The sequence below is a fragment of the Sphingomonas sp. LC-1 genome (genome assembly GCF_025371035.1).
Taxonomy (GTDB): domain Bacteria; phylum Pseudomonadota; class Alphaproteobacteria; order Sphingomonadales; family Sphingomonadaceae; genus Sphingomonas; species Sphingomonas sanguinis_E.
In genome coordinates, this window is sequence record NZ_JANZXB010000003.1 from 373,935 (window position 1) to 392,831 (window position 18,897).

The 18,897-nt window shown below is 66.6% G+C and carries 18 protein-coding genes; 9 read left to right on the forward strand and 9 right to left on the reverse strand.

All coding sequences use genetic code 11. The annotated features are described in order from the left end of the window. The first annotated feature begins 20 nt into the window (after positions 1-20). A complete protein-coding gene (locus NZL82_RS06635; protein WP_261268981.1) occupies positions 21-947 on the forward strand; it encodes a crotonase/enoyl-CoA hydratase family protein in 927 nt (308 codons plus the stop codon). Here NZL82_RS06635 and NZL82_RS06640 read toward each other — a convergent pair whose 3' ends face one another. The 4 genes from NZL82_RS06640 to NZL82_RS06655 form a co-directional block, all read right to left on the reverse strand. Beyond that, positions 948-2,909, reverse strand: a complete 1,962-nt coding sequence (locus NZL82_RS06640) for a bifunctional diguanylate cyclase/phosphodiesterase (RefSeq protein WP_261268982.1) — start codon at positions 2,907-2,909, stop codon at positions 948-950. It abuts the gene before it with no gap. A 274-nt stretch (positions 2,910-3,183) separates the two neighbouring features. Further along, positions 3,184-3,447 carry a hypothetical protein gene (locus NZL82_RS06645; protein ID WP_261268983.1) on the reverse strand — a complete coding sequence of 88 codons (264 nt, stop codon included), beginning with the start codon at positions 3,445-3,447 and terminating at the stop codon, positions 3,184-3,186. Next, complete coding sequence (locus NZL82_RS06650) at positions 3,444-3,872, reverse strand: SAM-dependent methyltransferase (RefSeq protein ID WP_261268984.1); 429 nt, start codon at positions 3,870-3,872, stop codon at positions 3,444-3,446. The genes NZL82_RS06645 and NZL82_RS06650 overlap by 4 nt, the downstream gene beginning before the upstream one ends. Continuing rightward, entirely contained in the window at positions 3,865-4,152 is a 288-nt protein-coding gene (locus tag NZL82_RS06655) for a hypothetical protein (protein ID WP_261268985.1), read from the reverse strand. The genes NZL82_RS06650 and NZL82_RS06655 overlap by 8 nt, the downstream gene beginning before the upstream one ends. Before the next feature lie 222 nt (positions 4,153-4,374). Between NZL82_RS06655 and NZL82_RS06660 the strand changes: the two genes are divergently transcribed. From NZL82_RS06660 to NZL82_RS06675, 4 genes are all read left to right on the forward strand, one after another. Then, positions 4,375-5,160 (forward strand): Crp/Fnr family transcriptional regulator, encoded by a 786-nt coding sequence (locus tag NZL82_RS06660; protein WP_261268986.1) that lies wholly within the window; start codon positions 4,375-4,377, stop codon positions 5,158-5,160. A 110-nt stretch (positions 5,161-5,270) separates the two neighbouring features. Next, positions 5,271-7,469: a TonB-dependent siderophore receptor gene (locus NZL82_RS06665; protein WP_261268987.1), complete on the forward strand. Its 2,199-nt coding sequence runs from the start codon at positions 5,271-5,273 to the stop codon at positions 7,467-7,469. Between the two features lie 123 nt (positions 7,470-7,592). Continuing rightward, positions 7,593-9,122, forward strand: a complete 1,530-nt coding sequence (locus NZL82_RS06670; protein WP_261268988.1) for a murein L,D-transpeptidase — start codon at positions 7,593-7,595, stop codon at positions 9,120-9,122. Positions 9,123-9,133: 11 nt separating this feature from the next. Then, the gene (locus NZL82_RS06675; protein ID WP_261268989.1) at positions 9,134-9,496 is read left to right on the forward strand and encodes a hypothetical protein; all 363 of its coding nucleotides are present in this window, start codon (positions 9,134-9,136) and stop codon (positions 9,494-9,496) included. A 122-nt stretch (positions 9,497-9,618) separates the two neighbouring features. Here the strand turns inward: NZL82_RS06675 and NZL82_RS06680 are convergent, their stop codons facing one another. Genes NZL82_RS06680 through uxuA form a run of 3 tightly spaced genes read right to left on the reverse strand, consistent with a single transcriptional unit; the run spans position 9,619 to position 13,612 of the window. After that, entirely contained in the window at positions 9,619-11,004 is a 1,386-nt protein-coding gene (locus NZL82_RS06680) for a mannitol dehydrogenase family protein (RefSeq protein ID WP_261268990.1), read from the reverse strand. Continuing rightward, complete coding sequence (gene uxaC, locus NZL82_RS06685; protein ID WP_261268991.1) at positions 11,001-12,413, reverse strand: glucuronate isomerase; 1,413 nt, start codon at positions 12,411-12,413, stop codon at positions 11,001-11,003. Before uxaC ends, NZL82_RS06680 begins: the two co-directional genes overlap by 4 nt. Further along, the gene (gene uxuA, locus NZL82_RS06690; RefSeq protein WP_261268992.1) at positions 12,410-13,612 is read right to left on the reverse strand and encodes a mannonate dehydratase; all 1,203 of its coding nucleotides are present in this window, start codon (positions 13,610-13,612) and stop codon (positions 12,410-12,412) included. The genes uxaC and uxuA overlap by 4 nt, the downstream gene beginning before the upstream one ends. Positions 13,613-13,753: 141 nt before the next feature. Between uxuA and NZL82_RS06695 the strand changes: the two genes are divergently transcribed. After that, a complete protein-coding gene (locus tag NZL82_RS06695; protein WP_261268993.1) occupies positions 13,754-14,653 on the forward strand; it encodes a sugar kinase in 900 nt (299 codons plus the stop codon). Between the two features lie 311 nt (positions 14,654-14,964). On the opposite strand, the gene rplA is transcribed toward NZL82_RS06695, so the two are convergent. Together rplA and rplK are read right to left on the reverse strand one after the other, a co-directional pair. Then, positions 14,965-15,657, reverse strand: a complete 693-nt coding sequence (rplA, locus tag NZL82_RS06700; RefSeq protein ID WP_261268994.1) for a 50S ribosomal protein L1 — start codon at positions 15,655-15,657, stop codon at positions 14,965-14,967. Between the two features lie 4 nt (positions 15,658-15,661). Beyond that, positions 15,662-16,093: a 50S ribosomal protein L11 gene (gene rplK / locus NZL82_RS06705; RefSeq protein WP_007407063.1), complete on the reverse strand. Its 432-nt coding sequence runs from the start codon at positions 16,091-16,093 to the stop codon at positions 15,662-15,664. Between the two features lie 241 nt (positions 16,094-16,334). Between rplK and NZL82_RS06710 the strand changes: the two genes are divergently transcribed. Genes NZL82_RS06710 through NZL82_RS06720 form a run of 3 tightly spaced genes read left to right on the forward strand, consistent with a single transcriptional unit; the run spans position 16,335 to position 18,863 of the window. Continuing rightward, on the forward strand, positions 16,335-17,102 hold the full coding sequence (locus tag NZL82_RS06710; RefSeq protein ID WP_261268995.1) for a hypothetical protein: 768 nt from the start codon (positions 16,335-16,337) through the stop codon (positions 17,100-17,102). Between the two features lie 13 nt (positions 17,103-17,115). Beyond that, the gene (locus NZL82_RS06715; protein WP_261268996.1) at positions 17,116-18,279 is read left to right on the forward strand and encodes a M48 family metallopeptidase; all 1,164 of its coding nucleotides are present in this window, start codon (positions 17,116-17,118) and stop codon (positions 18,277-18,279) included. Continuing rightward, positions 18,276-18,863: a hypothetical protein gene (locus NZL82_RS06720; RefSeq protein ID WP_261268997.1), complete on the forward strand. Its 588-nt coding sequence runs from the start codon at positions 18,276-18,278 to the stop codon at positions 18,861-18,863. The genes NZL82_RS06715 and NZL82_RS06720 overlap by 4 nt, the downstream gene beginning before the upstream one ends. Positions 18,864-18,897: the final 34 nt, after the last annotated feature.

The window sequence follows — 18,897 nt, forward strand, 5'->3', positions numbered from 1 at the left end:
GCATGTCGAAAGTAAAATTCATGACCGCTTATGACTTCAAGATGGCGACGGAGCATCGAGATCTGCGTGTCGCCCAACGCCATGGCCCGAACGGTGATGACGACGGGATCGCGGCATCGTTTCGCCTCGAACAACTCGACACCCGCTACGACCCCGATACCCAGACCTTGTGGACCGACATGCGGGCGCGGACCCGGCCCAGCTTCAATGCGGACCTGTTGCGCGACTTTGTCCGCTGGCAGGAGGCGATCGCCAAGGCCGCCGATGGCGGCACGATGCCGATCCGCTATCTGGTGCTGGGATCGAGCTTTCCGGGCATATTCTCGCTGGGCGGCGACCTGAACCTGTTCGCCCAGGCGATCCGGGATCGCAACCACGACGCGCTGGTCGGATATGGCCGCACCTGCGTCCGTATCCTCCATCGCAATATGCGCGGGCTGGAGCGACCGATCGTCACCATCGGTCTGGTCGAGGGCGATGCGCTGGGCGGCGGGTTCGAGGCGCTGCTGTCCTTCCATGTCGTTATCGCCGAACGGGGGACCAGCTTCGGCCTGCCCGAGACGCTGTTCGGCCTGTTCCCCGGCATGGGCGCGCACTGCTTCCTGTCGCGGCGGCTGGGCGCGGCGCGGGCCGAGCGGATGATCATGAGCGGCCGGACCTATAGCGCGGAGGAGCTGTACGATATGGGACTCGTCCACAACCTGGCCGAACCGGGCGAGGGGCGGCGGATGGTCGCCGACTATATCCGCCAGAACCATCGGCGGCACAGCGCGCATTGCGCCATCTATGAGGCGTCGCGCGCGGTCAATCCGCTGCCGTTGGAGGAACTGGAGGCCGTGGTCGAACTATGGGCCGATGCGGCCCTGCGGCTGACCGAGGGTGATCTGAAGCGGATGGAGCGGCTGGTCGCCGCGCAGACCCGCCTGCGCGAAAAGGCCGAGGCCTGATCAACCGGCCCCGGGAATCGCGGATGCTTTCCCGGGGCCACCATCCTCTAGCTCCATGCCGGCGAACAGCGCCGACAGCCTGTCCGCCGGCATCGGTCTGGCCAGCAGGAAGCCCTGGACCGAATCGCACCGCGTCCGGCGCAGTTGCTCCAGCTGCGCGGGCGTCTCCACCCCCTCCGCCACCGTCCGCATGCCCAGCTTGGCGGCGAGTTCGACGATCGTCTGGACGATCGCGACCGAGGCGGGATTATGCTCTAGATCGATGACGAAGGACCGGTCGATCTTGAGCGTCTGGAACGGAAACTGGGTAAGATAGCTGAGCGAGGAATAGCCGGTCCCGAAATCGTCCAGCGTCGTGCAGACATGTATCCGGTTGAGCGCGGTCAGGGCCTCGATCGACCGTTCGACATCGTCGAGCAGCACCGTCTCCGTAACCTCCAGGGTCAGGCGTTGCGGGGGAAGGCCGCTTGCGTCCAGGGCGCGCTTCACGGCTTTGTGCAGCTCGGGGGTACGCAGTTGCACGGGGGACAGATTGACCGCGACGGTGACCTCGGGCGGCCAGCCATTGGCCGCCAGACAGGCCCGACGCAGCACCCAGTCGCCGATCGGGACGATCAGGCCATTCTCCTCGGCAATGGGAATGAACTCGGCGGGCGAGACCGGGCCGAACTGCGGACTGTTCCAGCGCAACAGCGTTTCGCAGGAGGTGATGTCACCCCCCTCCAGACGAAAGATCGGCTGGAACAGCAGGCGGAATTCCCCCCGCTCCAGCGCGCCGTCCATGGCGGCGGCCAATTGCCGGCGGCGCTCGATCTTCTCGTCCATCAGGGGTTCGTAGAGGAAGAATCGCCCGCGCCCATTCTCCTTGGCGCGATACAGCGCCAGATCGGCATTCTTCAGCAGCGTGTCGGCATCGTCGCCGTCATCGGGCGCGATCGCCATGCCGATCGAGGCGGAGGTGCGCAGCATATTGCCGCTGAACGCCACGGGGTGACGCACCAGATCGAGCACGGTCTTGCCGATCCCTTCCGCCGCATCGGCATGGCTGATGTGGCACAAGACGGCGAATTCGTCCCCGCCCAGCCGCGCGACGAGCCCCGCCTGCCCGAATTGCGCAGTTAACCGCCGCGCGACCGCGACGAGCAGGGCATTGCCCGCCAGATGGCCGAAGGAATCGTTCACCTCCTTGAAGCGGTCGAGATCGAGCCAGAGCAGCGCCAGCTTGTCGCCCGAGCCGGACAGGCTGCGCAGCCTCTCCTCGAAATGCTCGCGAAAGGCGGTGCGGTTGGACACCCCGGTCAGGTCGTCCCGCCGCGCCATCTGCGCATGATGTTCGGCGAGTGCGGCCTTTTCCTCGGACGCGACGGTGGCGCGCAGGATTTCGGCATAGGTCTGTTGCGTGATGTCCATCATCGCGACGACGAACAACAGGATCACCAATGCCAGCAGCGCCTTGAGCGGCTCCAGCGGTATGAGCAGCCCGATGGAAAGCGGCAGCGAGGCACAGCAGAGCTGCGACAGCGCGATCAACGGCCGTCCGGCATTCCGCCCGGCAATCCCCGCCGCATAGCCGATGGCGGTGGTGACCGACAGCAGGTGCAGTACCCCGTCATCGGTCCGGGTCAGGGTCAGCAGCCCGAATACCCCCAGCAACGCGGCATAGCTCAGCGCGCCGAGGCGATAGCCCCGCTCCTGCTGGCGTGTCGTGGCGGTGCGGCGGGTCCAGAAGGTGTCGACGATCCGGACCAGCGCGACCAGTGCGATGCCCCAGGCACAGGCGATCAGCCAGTCATCCTGGCTGGCGATGGCGACGACCACGGCGATCGCGCTGCTGGTCAGGGCCCCGATGACCAGAGAGCGCGGGGACGCATAGAGTGATTCGACCAGCACCGCGCGAACCCGGGAGGAAATCTGATCGTCGGCCTGACGGATTCGTCGCACCCGGTTGATCAATCGTCGCATATCAATCTCCTGGGCGATGCCTATCGCATCCGGGCCAGGGCCCAAATCGCTTTCCGTCAGTCATTCGCAAGCGCGATTGGGTACGGAAAGGGAGGCAAGAGTGCCAGAGGATTGTAACGGCACCGGATCGGTGCGGTGCTGATGGCGGCGGAAGCCATGGCTTGGCGATAGTCATCGCATGGAGAACGACGCAGCCCCCGGAACCGCCTCACCATGCCGCGACATGGGCGTAAAAACACCTGAAAAGGCGTCTGAATTTACCTCGGCAAACCGATCAGCGGCCGGACAGATCTCGACCCTCGGCGCGGCGGCGGAGCCGCGCGGCATGGACCAGATCGGCGGTATGCGCATGGCCGCGTCGCTCGGCACGGACCATCTGGCCGACCCGCTTGCCGTGAATCATCAGTGGCAGTCCCAGCAATGCCAGTGGAAAGAGCAGCATCTGCCATGGCGATCTGTCGAGCACCAGGCACAGGGTACAGGCCAAGCCGGTCAGTGCGAGGCCCCCGGCTTTCCAGCAGAGATCGCGACAGGTCATCGGAAATGCTTCCCGCCATTGGCATTTGCCTGGTCGCCGATCACCAGATCGCCCGCCGCCGCAAGCGCGGCCGGGATGCTGGTGGCGTGGCATAACAGGATGTCGGCGGGAAAGTCGGCCTCTTTCGCCAGAGCTTGCACCCCCTCGGCACGCTGGAAGTCGAGCCCGATCGCCGGGTCGCCCAGCCGTCGCGCCGCCGCCCGCGCGCGACCGATTGCCTGGGGCGACGGGTCGATGCCAAGCCCCTCGATCGCGGTGAAGCCCAGCGATCGCGCCTGGCGGGTTGCCGCGATCAGCAAGGCACCGCCCGCACAATCCGCGTCGATAATTCGCACCGCATGACGACGATGCGCGCGCAGATGTGACAGCGCGTCGACGATGCGGGACCATCGCGGATCGCCGATCGGCGACACTTGGTCAGTCATGCCGTGTCTCCTCCACCGCGCGGGGCGAGGTCCCTGTCCGCCAGCGTGCACTGACCTCCACCTCATCGAACAGGTGGCGGCCCAGCATGACCAGTGCGGTTCCGGCGCTGGCCCCCAGAAAGCCGATTGTCGCCAGCGCCAGTGCCATTGCACCGGGTGACACCAGGGAGGGGTGCCCCGCGCGAAGACGGGTCATCGCCGCATAGGCGATCACCCATAAAATCAGTCCGCCGCCCCGCAACGCGCCATCCGCGCGTCGCGATCGATGCCATGCCGCCATGCCACAATCCTTGTCGTGGCGATCCAGCTATCGTCCGCGACATAGCATTTCGAGACGGATTTTCGCCTTTCGCATAGCATTGGCATAATCCCGCCGGGTCGAGGCGGCGGGCGAGACAGGGCGGGGCGCGTGCCGCGTGGCCACCGGTCCAGACCGAGACGTTTCCGCTATGTGATTGATGTAGGCACAGGACGACCCGCGACGATATGGCTATCGTTACGGTTGCGGTCGTGGATTTGCCCCTTTTCGACCGCCTTTGGCACTCGAAAGGAAACAGGCATAGCGTACCCGATCCACCGCTACAGCGCTTTTGCCAATCTGACCCCCAGGGAGGAGCAGGCGCTTCTCGCCCTGGGTGACGACGAGGTCGTCCGGCGGCGTGGCGAGACATTCCAACGCGAGGGCGATGCCATCCGGGGCATCTACCTGCTTATCAAGGGATGGGTGAGTTCCTCCATCCTGCTGCGCAGCGGCAATCGACTGGTGCAGAAGGTACATCTGCCCGGCGATATGCTGGCCACGCCGAGCATGGTCCTGCCCCGCGCGGCGGACACGCTGACCGCGATTACCGAGGCGGTGACGGCGTTCGTCCCCTATGAACGGCTGGGGCGGCTTTATACCGAACTGCCCCGCCTGGCCGCGATGTTCACGGTCGCGACGCAAATGGAGCGTCTGGCGCTGATGGATGCGCTGGCCGTGACGGGCAAGGCGTCGGCGCGCGAACAGCTGTCCCGGTTTCTGGTCGATCTCCATGCGCGACTGACCCCGATCGGTCTGGTGGAGGATGACGGTTTCGTCCTGCCCCTGACGCAGGAGATCATCGGCGACCTGCTGGGGCTGACCGCCGTGCATGTGAACCGCACGATCCGCTCGCTGGAGATGGAAGGGCTGATCTCGCGGTCGGGGCAACGGGTCAGGCTGCTCAACGTGGGCGCCTTGCGCCGCATTGCACCGCTCTCTCCCCGGCAGCCGCAGTTCGAACCGGCATGGCTTCCCCCGGCGATATGAGGAAAATTGGGGTCTTCCCGGACAATTGATCGTTAGTGGTGCGCGCGGCAACGGGCTAGGCAAGGACATCCCCATGACGGGGCCCACCCCCTTGCGACAGGTCTGCCAAGATGCCGTTCGTGCGTGCAACGGATCATCGTGCCCGGACGATTGCCCGACGACCGGGGCATCGGAAATGGCGATGGCGCTGCATCGTCCTGACGACCTCGCCCCTGTTGCTGCTCGTACCGCAGACCCTGGCGGCGCAGGACACGACCGACCCGAACGGCGACAAGCCCGATCGGAAGGACATCGTGGTCAGTGGGCGCCGCCTGCCCGCGAAGCGCACGCTGGAGGGCGTCGTCTATTCGACCGGCGACCATGCGCAGGGCGTGGCGGGCACGGCGGCCGATCTTCTCAACACTGTGCCCTCGGTCCATGTCGCGCCGGATGGCCGGGTGACGATCCGCGGCGATGCGAAGGTCCGGATCTTCGTCGATGGCCGCCCCTCCGCCGCGCTGAACGGACCCGATCGCGGCGCGGCGCTGGAGGCTCTGTCGGGGGGATCGATCGCATCGGTCGAACTGCTGACCAACCCTTCGGTCCGCTATGATGCGCAAGGCGGGATGATCCTGAACCTCGTGATGAAAAAGGCACGAGGGGAGGGGGTTCGGGGACGGGTGACCGGCAATGTCGGCGATCGCGGCCGCCGCACCCTGTCAGGCAACGCCACCGTGCAAGCCGGACGGGTCAAGGCGTCGATCGATATGGCGCTACGCGACGATGTGCGCTTGATGACGGTCGATGACGACCGCCTCCTGCTGGATCGCGACGGCCGGGTGGCGCGGCGTTTCGTGACCCGGTCCCGCTATAGCCCGACGCACAGCCGCTCGGCCAATCTGACGGCCAGCCTGTCCTACGCCCTGACCGATAAGGGCGAGATCGGGGTCGAGACGACCCTGTCGGAAGGAAGCCCGATCAACCGCATCTTCGAGGAGCATCGCGACTCCGTCGGGCAGGGCGAGCCGGACAGCCTCTATCGCCGGGTGAGGGCGGGGACCTATCGCAACGACGAACGGGACCTGAGCCTCTATTACCGGGAAAAGCCGTCCGACACCCATGGCTCGCTGTCGATCGAGGCACAGCATGAGGAGACGGGACTGCGCGCGGACCGCCCCTTCACCACCGTTTACGACATGCCGGTTCGCCCCGCCATGGGGGAGCGGGTCGTGTTCCGGATGCTGTCGGTGATCGACCGGGTCGCCATGGACTATGATCTGCCGCTGTCCCGGTCCTGGAAGTTGCGGGCAGGTGCGGAGGGCAAGCGCGAGGCGGATTGGGTGGCGAACGGGCAGGTGAGCTTCGATCCTCTGCAAAACGCGATCCTCCCCTATCCCACGCTGTCCCGGTTCGAAGGAGTGCAGCATATCGCCGCCGTCCACGCCGCCATCACCTATCGCGAAGACGATTGGGCCGTGGAGGCGGGCAGCCGGCTGGAGGACGTCCGGGTCGCGGTTTCGACGGAGCAGCCATCGCAACCCGTGCGCCGCCGGGTCGCGGGATTCGCGCATCGCCTGTCCGTCACGCGCGACATGGGTCGCGATCACCTGGCGCTACGTCTCTCGCGTTCGCGGGACAGGCTGGACCCCAGCGACCTGAACCCGGTCCTATTCACCGTCGATCCCCAGAATCAGTCGCGTGGCAATCCGCTCCTCCGCCCACAGGACATCGACACGGCGGAGGCCGAATATGGCATCGACCATTCGGGATTTCAGGCGACGGCCACCCTCTATCTCCGCCGGACCGATCGGTTGATCGGCGACGATTACCGGTTCGGGGCGGACAATGTCCTGTTGCGCACCGTCCGCAACAACGGCGTCCGGCGCTCAATCGGGGGCGAGGTCGTGCTGTCGGGGCCGATCGGCAAGACCATCCGCTATAGCCTGAGCGGCAATGTCCGATCCGACCGGATCGCCCGGGACGATGATTTCGGCCCCTATCGAGCGTCCCTGCTCGGCTGGTCGGTTCAGGCGTCGGTGGATTGGGACGCGACCAGGCGGGACAAGCTGCACCTCGATGCCAATCGACAGGGGCCGGAACTGCTCCCGCTGGGGGAGCGAAGCGGCACGGGTGCGGTGAATCTGGTGTGGCGTCACACCGTCTCGCCGCGCTGGACTGCCTCGCTGACCGCACGCGGGCTGGTGCAGGACAGCCATATCCGCACCACGATCCGCAGCCCGCTGGCGATCGGCGTCAATCAGCGGGTGACCGACACGCGCGCGCTATTGCTGGGTCTCGGTTACGTTTTCGGGCGCAAGGCGGCGAATTGACCCGTTCACTACCCTGGATTTGCCCGACATTTTCCCCGCGCGGTTCAGCTTGGCGTAGGATTGCGTGCGGTAAGCGCGCGCTCCGGCGACGACATTCCGACGAATAGGGGCTATCATACCGACATGACCGCATCGCATTCCTTCGTTTTTGGCCCATCGCTCGCCCGGCTGCTCGGCTCGCTGGCGGCAGGGTCGCTGGTTGCCACGCCCCTGATGGCGCAAGTCGCGCCGCCCCCGGTGATGCTGCCCGGCACGCCCGCCCAGACTCAGACATCGCCTTCCGCCACCGTCCAGCCGGTGCCGCAGACCATCGCTCCCCCTGTCGCCGTTCCGAAGCTGAGCGACTCGCAGGTCCGCCAGCTCGCCACGCTGGTCGCCAAGGCCGAAGTGGCCCAGGGGTTGCGCCAGGGGCCGCCGCGCGACCTGTCCAGCTTGTCGCCCGCCGCGCTGACCCGCGTCGCGCTCGACTATGCGCATGCCGTGCATGTCGGTCGGCTCGATACCGCCGACTTCACCAAAGATTGGGGCATCCGGCCGCAGGCGTTCGATCCGTTGCCGGGCTTTGCCGACGCGGTGCGCAGCGACCGGCTGGCGGCTTGGATCGCGTCCTTGCCGCCCCCCTATGCGGGCTATGACGCGCTGGTGAAGGGGCTGGCGCGTTATCGCGAGATGGCGGCGGCGGGGGGCTGGTCGCCGCTGTCCGCCACCACCATCAATTTCGGGACGAGCGGGCCGCAGGTCGTGGCGTTGCGCAAGCGCCTGGCGATGGAGGACCCGGCGGTCAGCCCGACCGGCGAGAAATTCGACGAGGATCTGCTGGCCGCGGTCCGCCGGGCGCAGCGCCGCTATGGCCTGAACCCGGTCGGCACCGTGGGCGCGCAGACGGTCGCCGCGCTCAACGTGCCGGTGTCGCAGCGGATTCGCCAGATCATGGCGAATATGGAACGCTGGCGCTGGTTGCCGCAGCAATTGGAGGCCAAGCGTGTTCAGGTGAACATCGCCGCCGCCGTGCTGACCGTGTTCGACGGCGACAATCCCGTCATGTCGATGAAGGCGGTGACGGGCCGTCCGGGCAACGAGACGCCGATGCTGGTCTCCACCATCCGCAGCATCGTGTTGAACCCGCCATGGAACGTGCCCAGTTCGATCGCGAACAAGGAATTATGGCCTAAGGAGCGGGCCAATCCCGGCTATCTGAAGCGCGCCGGGTTTCGCGTGATCGACAATGGCGACGGCACCAAGCGGTTGCAGCAATCGTCCGAGAAGAGCGCGCTGGGGCGGTTCAAGTTCGATTTCCCCAATGACTTCGCCGTCTATCTGCACGACACGCCCGCGCAATCGGGCTTTTCGAAGTTCGACCGGCTGGCCAGCCATGGCTGTGTCCGGCTGGAAAAGCCCGCCGACCTTGCCGCGTTGATGCTGAAGACCACGCCCGAATGGCAACCGGCGCAGGTCGATGCGGTGCTCGCCTCGGGCAAGACGGTGCGGGCGACCATGGCGGAGCCGGTGGCGGTCTATCTGCTCTACTGGACCGCCTTCGCCAATGCGGACGGACAGGTGGGTTTCCGCGAGGACCCCTATAGCTGGGACGCGCAACTCGCCAGCAAGATCGAGGCACGCTCCGCCGAGCGTGCGCAATCGACCAAGGATTGAAAGGGACCGATATGATCAGGATGACCAACAAGCGGGCCATGGCACTGCTCGCGGCCGGGCTGCTGCTGCCGACGTTGGCCGGGTGCTCGCGCTCGTCGGAAGACCCGCCCGTGCCGGTGGAGAATGACGCGAGCGTGGTCGAGAATGTGCCGGTGGAAGACGAGGCGCCGATCATGACCAACGACGCCGAACCGGTCGAGACCACCAACACCGCCGCCGAGGATACGCCACCGCCCCCGCCGCCCGAGCGGACCGTCGATCAGCAGATGATGGACGACGCCTCTGCTACCGGCATGACCTCCCGCGTTCAGCGTACGTCCAAGGACACCCCCAGCGAAGCCCCCGCCGAGGAAGCGCCCAAGGACGGCCAGTAACCCCGATCCTCCCCATCGCAGGTGGGGAGGGACTGTCGCGAAGCGGTGGAGGAGGGGGCATGGACGCCGGCGAAGCGTGACATCGCCGGCGTTGACACCCCTCCGCCAGACCTGGGGGGGATTTACCCCTCAATGTCCCGCAAAAGTGCCGCCCGCTGCGTCTCGGTCGGCTGCCACATCCCCGCCATCGAACCGCCGGACCCGAACAGGGCCTCCACCACCTGCGCTGCATCGCCCTGATCCCAGAGCGCGGCCAGTTCCGCCCGGCGCGGATCCGGTGAGGCGTCGTTGCCGGTCCGGATGAAGCGCAGCCACGCCGCCAGCGCGGTCAGCGTCGCAGGCGCGACCTCACCCTTTTCGCCATGCGCCGCCAGCGAGGCGAGCCAGCGTGGTCCCACCTTTTGCGATCCGTCGCTCGCGATCTGCGACAGGCGATGCTCCAGCGTGGTGTTGCCGAAGCGCGCGAGCAGCGCGTCGGCATAGGGTTCCAGCGCCTGGCCGTTGGCGGGGGCGAAGCTGCCCGCTGCCTCGACCCGCATCAGCGTTTCGACGATCGGTCGGATCGCTGGGTCGGCGACCGCCTGATGCACGAAGCTATGCCCGCGCTCCAACCCGAGATAGGCGAGCGCGGAATGCGCACCGTTGAGCATCCGCAGCTTCGCGGTCTCATAGGGGGCGACATCGGCGACGAATTGCGCCCCGCCCACGTCCCAGCGGGGGCGGTCGCCCGCGAAATCATCCTCGATCACCCATTGGCGATAGGGTTCGGTAAAGACGGCGGCTTCGTCGCGCATGCCCAGCATGGCCTCGACCCGTGCGCGATCGGTGTCGGTGACGGCGGGGACGATCCGGTCGACCATGGTGTTGGGACAGCGCCACTCGCGCTCGAACCAGCGGCGGTCCGCGCCATGGTCCTGATAGTCGAGGAACGCCGCCAGCCCGTCCCGCAGGACGCGGCCATTGTCGGGCAGGTTGTCGCAGCTTACCAGCGTCAACGGGCCCAGTCCCGCCGCCCGCCGCGCGACCACGGCGCGGGCGAGATGGTGGTAGATGCTGTTTCCGTCCGCAACGATGCCCGCCAGATCGGTCGCGCCATCGGGCCGCCGCCAATAGCCCTTTTCGGTGACGGTCAGGGTGACGACCCGTGCGTCGGGGAAGGCCAGCCATGCCGCCAGCCGCTCCGGCGCTTTCGCGGCCACCGTGACGTCGCGGATCGCGCCGATCAGCCGGACCGCCTCGCCCTCGCTCGACCGTTCGGTGACCGTATAGAGGCCGTCCTGCGGCGCCACCTGGTCATGCACGCCCGAGGAGCGCAGCGACGCGGCCGCAATGCCCCAGTCGCGGTCCCCCGCCGCCATCGCATCGTCGGTATAGACCGCCTGATGTGCCCGGTGGAACGCGCCGAGGCCGATATGGACGATCCCGATCCGCTGGCCTGCCCGGTCATAACCGGGCCGTGCGACGCTTCCGGGTAGGGCGGCGATGGTCGCCTCGCTCAGCCGGCTCACAGCTTATACGCCGCGCGAACCAGGCCGTTGGTGAGCGCATGGGCGAGTTCGACCGCTTCATCCACCTCCAGCCGGTGCTCGGCGACGAGCCGCGCGAGGAAGGCGCAATCGACTCGCCGTGCCACGTCATGCCGTGCCGGGATCGACAGGAAGGCGCGGGTGTCGTCGTTGAACCCGACCGTATTGTAGAAGCCCGCCGTCTCGGTCGTCATCTCGCGGAACCGGCGCATCCCCTCCGGGCTGTCATGGAACCACCAGGCGGGGCCCAGCTTCAGGCAGGGATAATGGCCGGCCAGCGGCGCGAGCTCGCGCGCATAGACGCTCTCGTCCAGCGTGAAGAGGATGATGGTCAGGTCGCGCTCGTTGCCGACCACGTCGAGCATGGGCTTCAACGCATGGACGTAATCGGTGCGCATCGGCATGTCCGCACCCTTGTCTCGGCCATGGCTGGCGAAGAGACCCGCATTGTGGTTGCGATAGGATCCGGGGTGGATCTGCATCGTCATGCCGTCCGCGACGCTCATCTTCGCCATCTCGGTCAGCATCTGCGCGCGGAAGAGTTCGGCATCGGCGGGCGTCCAGCCGCCGCCGACGATACGCGCGAACAGCGCCTCGCATTCGGCCGTGGACAGGTTCGCGGTCGCCGCCGTGGGGTGGCCATGATCCGTCGCGGTCGCGCCCAGCGCGCGGAACGCGGCCCGGCGCTTGGCATGGGCGGCGAGATAGCCCGACCAGCTATACACATCCTCACCGGTCAGCTCGGCGAAACGCTGCATCGCGCCGGTAAACTGCTCATGCTCGACATCGATGACGCTGTCGGGGCGATAGGTGGTGATGACTCGGCCTTGCCAGCCGGAGTCGCGGATCGCCTGATGATGGACCAGCGGATCGTCGGCGCCTTCGGTCGTCGCCAGGCATTCGATCCGGAACCGCTCGAACAGCGCGCGGGGGCGGAAGGCGGGAGTGGCCAGCGCCTCGCCGATCGCATCGAAATAGCGGTCGGCGGTCGCTTCCTCCAGCGCGACGTCGATGCCGAAAACCTCGGCAAAGACATGGTCGAGCCACATGCGCGACGGCGTGCCGCGGAACAGATGATAATGGGACGCGAACAGCTTCCACGCCGCGCGCGGATCAGTGGCGGGGCGGCCGCCGCGATGCGGGATGCCCAGATCGTCCAGCGCGATGCCTTGGCTGTAGAGCATGCGGAAGATGTAATGATCGGGCGCGAGCAGCAGGTCGCTGGCGTCGCGCCAGGGTTCGTCGGTCGCGAACCAGCGCGGATCGGTATGGCCGTGCGGGCTGATGATCGGCAGGCCGGCAACCTCGGCATAGAGCGTCCGGGCGATGCCGCGCAGCGTCGGGTCGGCGGGAAACAGCCGGTCGGGGTGCAGGTCCAGCGGACGGGTCATGCGATCATCTCCAGTTCGGCCGATGCCGCCGCCGCGTTCAGGCCCAGCATATGGACGATCCCGCGCTCCAGCCCGCGCAACTCGGCCAGCCCGCGCATCCGGCCCAACAGCGAATAGCCGGGATTGGAGGTGCGATGAAGGTCGTCCATCATCCGGTGGCCATGGTCGGGACGCATCACGATGGCGCGGCCCTGCGCGTGCGAGATTTCGACGATCGCCTGCATCACCCGGGTCATGCGGGCATGGCCGCCCAGATGCTCGGCCTCGTGGAAGTTGCGCTCGCCCGCTTCCCAGGCGACCGAGCGGAGGTGGAAGAAGTCGATGCGGTCGGCGAAACGGCGGACCATCGCGGGCAGGTCATTGTCCGGTCGCGCGCCGAACGATCCGGTGCAGAAGCACAGCCCGTTCGCCACCGACGGGACGGCGGCATAAAGCTGATCCAGATCGGCGGCGGTGCTGACCACGCGCGGCAGGCCGAAAATGGGGAAGGGGGGATCGTCGGGATGGACGACAAGCGTAATGCCGACCTCTTCGGCGATCGGACAGACCGCCCGCAGAAAGGCGATATGGTTGGTGCGCAGCTGCTCGGCATCGATTCCGGCATAGCTGTCGATCGCACGCAGAAAGGCGGGCGAGTCAAAGCTCTCCTCGCTGCCCGGCAACCCTGCGATGATCGTGCGCTCCAGTCGGTGCCGCTGCTCGGGCGTCATCGCGGCAAAGCGATCGGCGGCGGCGGCGCGGACGGTCTCCGAATAATCCGCCTCGGCCCCCGGACGGCGCAGGATATGAATGTCATAGGCCGCCACCGCCGCCCATTCGAAGCGCAGCGCCGTCGCACCGTCGGGCAATGCCCAGTCCAGATCGGTCCGGGTCCAGTCGAGCAGCGGCATGAAATTATAGGTGACGGTGCGGATACCCTCCGCCGCGAGATTGCGCAGGCTGTCGCCATAGGCCCGCACCAAGTCGTCGGTCATCTGGCCGCGCTTGATCGCGTCATGAACAGGCAGGCTCTCGACCGTCGACCAGCCCAGACCGGCGGCCTCGATCGTCGCACGGCGTTCCGCGATCGCCTCGCGCGGCCAGACCATGCCGTTGGGAATCTCGTGCAGCGCGGTCACGACTTCCGTGGCACCGGCTTGGCGGATATGGGACAAGGCTATGGGGTCGGCGGGCCCGAACCACCGCATAGACTGGATCATCAACACGTCGCCATCCCCGTCCTGTACGCCACATTTTTCGCCGTTAGCGGTAGCATCGGCTATTCTGATTGACCAGTTACAAATTTTGGCCTTGCCACTATCCGGTAATGACATCGGCGTCAGCCTTGGGAGAGAATGAGCATGCGGATCGTGATCGTGGGCGAGGGGATGGTCGAGCTGTCGCGCGCCGAGGGCGATCTGTGGCGGCTCGGCTATGGTGGCGATACGCTCAACACCGCCATTCATCTCGCGCGGCTCGGGCAGGATGTCCGCTATGTCACCGCGCTGGGTGAGGATCCGTTCAGCGACGGGCTGCTACGCGAGTGGGCCGGGGAGGGGATCGATACCTCGCTGATCCGGCGAGACCCGACGCGGATGCCCGGGCTCTACGCCATTTCGACCGATGCCAGCGGCGAGCGCAGCTTCGCCTATTGGCGTGGGGAAAGTGCGGCGCGCCGGACCCTGTCGCTGCCCGGTGCGGAGGCGGTGATGGCAGCGGTGGAGCAGGCCGACCTGTTGCTCTTCTCGCTGATCACGCTGGCGATACTGGACGATGAGGGACGCGACCGGCTGATCGCCTTGGCCGATCGGGTTCGCGCGCGCGGTGGGCGGGTGGCGTTCGACGGCAATTACCGTCCTCGCTTGTTCCGGGACCGGCACGAGGCGCAGGATCTGTGTCGGCGCGCCGTGTCCACCTGCGACATTGGCCTGCCGACGCTGGAGGATGAGGCGATGCTCAACGGTGCGACCTCGGCGGCGGACGTGCAGGCGCATTGGCAGGGGCTCGGCGCCGGAGAGGTCGTGGTGAAGCTGGGCGCGGATGGCTGTTTGTTAAGCGATGTCGGCACCGTGCCGCCGCCCGAGCGCCTGTCGCCGCGCGATACCAGCGGTGCGGGGGATGCGTTCAATGCTGGGTATCTGGCGGCGCGTCTGGAGGGGCTTTCCCCGGCCGAGGCGGCGCTGCGTGGGCACAGGCTGGCCGGGTGGACGGTCATGCGTTCGGGCGCGATTCCGGCGCGGGATGATGACCTGCCACGTTGAGAGTGACGTTTTGGACTGACCAAAACCAATGGGGCGGTCATGGCATGGCCCCATGAGCCCCCCCCTTGAGGGTTGGGATTGATGCGCGTCTTGTCCGCCACCAAGCCCGCCCTACGTTCGCAATGAGCGAGGTCGAACGGCATGGGATATGAGCGCAGTGAGACTGATGCGTGGCCTTCGACTTCGCTCATGCTGAACCGGTTTAGGGGTGCCTGGGCGATCCCGCCATCACCGCCACCCCAAAACGAAAAAGGGGCCGGAACCGAAGTTCCGACCCCCTGATCCTGTCAGCCAGACGGCTGCGGCGAGGATTACGCGCCCGGAACTTCCGAGACGTTCACCTTGATGCCGCGGCCCATCGTCGACGAGACGGCGATCTTGCGGACATACTTGCCCTTCGCGCCCGACGGCTTGGCCTTGATGAGAGCGTCGACCAGCGCGTCGAAGTTGGCGCGCAGATCTTCCGCCGGGAACGACGCCTTGCCGATGCCCGAGTGGATGATGCCGGCCTTTTCGACACGGTACTCGACCTGACCGCCCTTGGCCGCCTTGACGGCTTCGGCGACGTTCATGGTCACGGTGCCCAGCTTCGGGTTCGGCATCAGGCCCTTGGGGCCCAGCACCTTGCCGAGGCGACCGACGACGCCCATCATGTCCGGGGTCGCGATGCAGCGATCGAAGTCGATGGTGCCGCCCTGGATGGTTTCCATCAGGTCCTCGGCGCCCACGACGTCGGCGCCAGCGGCGCGTGCTTCGTCGGCCTTCGCGCCCTTGGCGAATACGCCGACGCGAACGGTCTTGCCGGTGCCCTTGGGCAGGGTGACGACGCCGCGGACCATCTGGTCGGCGTGACGCGGGTCAACGCCCAGGTTGACGGCGACTTCGATCGTCTCGTCGAACTTCGAGGTCGCGTTGGTACGAGCCAGCGTGATCGCTTCGTCGATGCCGTGCAGCTTCTCGGAATCGATCTGGACGGCCTTCTGCTTCTTGGTCAGCTTCGCCATGATCTTAGCCCTCCACCACTTCGAGGCCCATCGCGCGGGCGGAGCCTTCGATGATCTTGGTCGCAGCCTCGATATCGTTAGCGTTCAGGTCCTTCATCTTGACCTGGGCGATTTCCGCGAGCTTCGAGCGCGCGATCTTGCCCGCCGACACCTTGCCCGGCTCCTTCGAGCCCGACTTCAGGTTGGCCGCCTTCTTGATGAGGTAGGTCGCAGGCGCGGTCTTCGTCTCGAACGAGAACGAACGGTCGGCATAGACGGTGATGACGGTGGGCAGGGGCGTGCCCTTCTCGACTTCACCGGTCTGCGCGTTGAACGCCTTGCAGAATTCCATGATGTTCACACCGCGCTGACCCAGCGCCGGGCCAATCGGCGGCGAGGGGTTGGCGGCGCCTGCAGGGACCTGCAGCTTGATATAGCCGGTAATCTTCTTTGCCATGTCACTCTCTTTTCGAGTCTAGCGGTCGTGACGGGCACGAAGGCGAACGCCAGCGCACCCTCCCGCAAGGGTTCCGTCGCATAATGCTAGGGAAGCGCGGGCCGATAGCCGAAAAGGGGGGGAATGGCAAGGCGGGGAATGCGCTTGTCGTGGCCGATCCGGCCATGTCATGTTCCCCGCATGATGGACGATTCGGCCGAGGGAGCGGCCGGTTCCGCCATCTCGAACGGGGGTTCGATATATGCGACGGGGAATGGGCGCGCTGGCCTTTGCGGTGGCGCTGACGATGGTCGCCGCGCCCTTGGCGGCGCAGGAAAAGACCGGCAACAAGCCCGGTTTCACGCTGGCACCCGGCACCGCGACCATCGTTCTGATGCGGCCCGAAATAGCGGTCGGCGCGCAATCGACCGGCGGTTCCTACGAACCCAATGCCGACTGGACCGACCAGGCTCGCGAGAATCTGGGCAAGGCGCTGGCCGATGCGCAGGGCCGGCTGGGCAACCGGGTCGTCAACCATGTCGAGCCCGTCGGGCAGGGGGGGGCCACGGCGCATGAGTATCGCGCGCTGTTCACCGCACTGGCCGACTCGGTCAAAACCTATCAGTTCTTTCCCGGCAATCGCCTGCCCACCAAGAAGCGGGACGACAGCTTCCTGTGGTCGATTGGGCCCGAGGTCGCCAGCCTGCCGGGCGTGCAGGGGGCGGATTATGCGCTCTTCGTAACGACCGAGGACCATTATGGCTCGACGGGGCGCAAGCTGCTTCAGCTGTTCGCCGCCGGGGTGGCCGGGGTCGGAGTGAGTTCCGGGGTGCATAAGGGCTATGCCGGGCTGATCGACCTGAAGACCGGCGATCTGGTCTGGCTGAACGCCGACCTCGCCATGGGCGGCGATGTCCGCACGCCGGAGGGGGCGGCGAAGCGGGTGTCGCAGTTGCTTGAGGGCTTCCCGGGCAAACCGACCGAATCGCCCGCCGCACCCCCTGTTCCGACCAAGACTGCCGCGCGCTGAAGGAGAGGTCGGCATGGCCGGATGGATGATCGCCGCCGCGCTTGCGGGCGCGGCCCTGGGGGCGGGCGGCGCGGACAGGCTGGCGCCGCTGCCGCCCTATGGCGCGGCCTATACGCCGACCACGGTCGACGAGCGCGGGCTGTGGCAGCAAGCGGACGAGGCCGAGCGCGATCTGCGCGACTCGCCGGCCGTGATCCGGGATGAGGGCCTGAATGCCTATGTGAGCAAGGTTCTTTGCCGCTCGGTGGGTGAGGATCGCTGTCGCGGCGTGCGGATCTATGTCGTGCGCGCGCCCTATTTCAATGCGTTCATGGCCCCCAACGGCATGATGGTCGTGTGGACCGGCGCGCTGCTCCGCTTTCGTGACGAGGCCGAACTGGCGGCCGTGCTCGGCCACGAATTCGGGCATTTCGAGATGCGCCATGGGCTGAAGACGTTTCGCCGGGGGCGGACGATCGGCGACATCATCGCCTGGACGGGCGTGATTTCGCCTTACAGCACCTTGCCCATCAGCCTGATCCGGCTCCACTTCGCCTATAGCCGCGCGCAGGAGACCGAGGCCGATCTGATGGGCCTGCGCTATCTGACGGCGGCGGGGTATCGACCACTGGCCGCTTCGCACATCTGGGAGCGGCTGATGGCGGAGGAGGACGCGACGGCGCTGGGCCGCAAGCGCCGTGTCACCCATCATTACTCCGCGGGTTTCTTCGCCGACCATCCGACCGAACTCTCCCGCGCGATCTATCTACGTGAAGCGGCGGGCATGGAAGCCGATCGTGGCGACGAAGCGCGCGATGCGTTCCTGACCGCGATGAAGCCATGGCGCGCGACCTTCCTGGCCGACCAGATCAAGCTTAACGATTTCGGCGGGTCGGAGTACCTGCTCGGCGAACTGGCGGCGGGCGCATGGACGCCCGACCTGTTGCTGACTCGCGGCGAACTCTATCGCGAGCGGGGCAATCCGCGCGACCTGGTCAGTGCGGCGCAATTCTATCAGCAGGCGATCAATGCGGGATGTACCGATCCGGTCGCCTGGCGTGGCCTGGGTCTGTCGCTGCTGCGGGGGCAGCAGGAGGCGGCAGGGCGCGCCGCGCTGAAAACCTATCTGGAACGCGCACCGCAGGCGAACGACCGCGCGGCGATGGCGATGTTGATCGGGGAAGGGGGCGTGCAATGAAGGGTTTGAGGATCGCGGCGATCGGACTGGCGCTGGTCGCGGCGCCGGTGCTTGCCGGTAATCGGCTGATCCCGGCGGGGCAGCTGGTGGCGGTTGCCAAGTCGGTGCTGACGGTGACGCCCTCGGTCGAGTGGAACAAGCTGGGCGCGCGGCCCGGCCGCAATTCAGAAAGCTGGACCTTCGATGGCGACCTGCTGAACGACCTGACCTTCTATGGCGGCATCGAGCCCGAACAGACGCTGTTCCGCGAGGTCAGCAAGCGCACCAAGCCGCTGCCGCGCGTCAAGGCGACGATGCTGGTCACGGACATTCCGACGCTGGTCGAGAACAGCTATCGCATCGCGCTCGACACGCCTCTGTTCACCGTCGAGGGGATGGAGCCGATGGCCTTTGCCGGCAAGCCCGGCATCCGCTTCACCTATAGCTTCACCCGGCCCAACGAGGACCTGCCGCGCAAGGGTGAAGGACGCGGGGCGATGATCGGTGGCAAGCTGTATCTGATCACCTTCGAGGCGCCGCGATTGCATTATTTCGACAGCGGCGTGGCGGCGTTCCGGCAGGTGGCGGACAGCGCGACATTGTAAGGGGCGCACTTTTTCTTACCCAACGTCCGTTCGC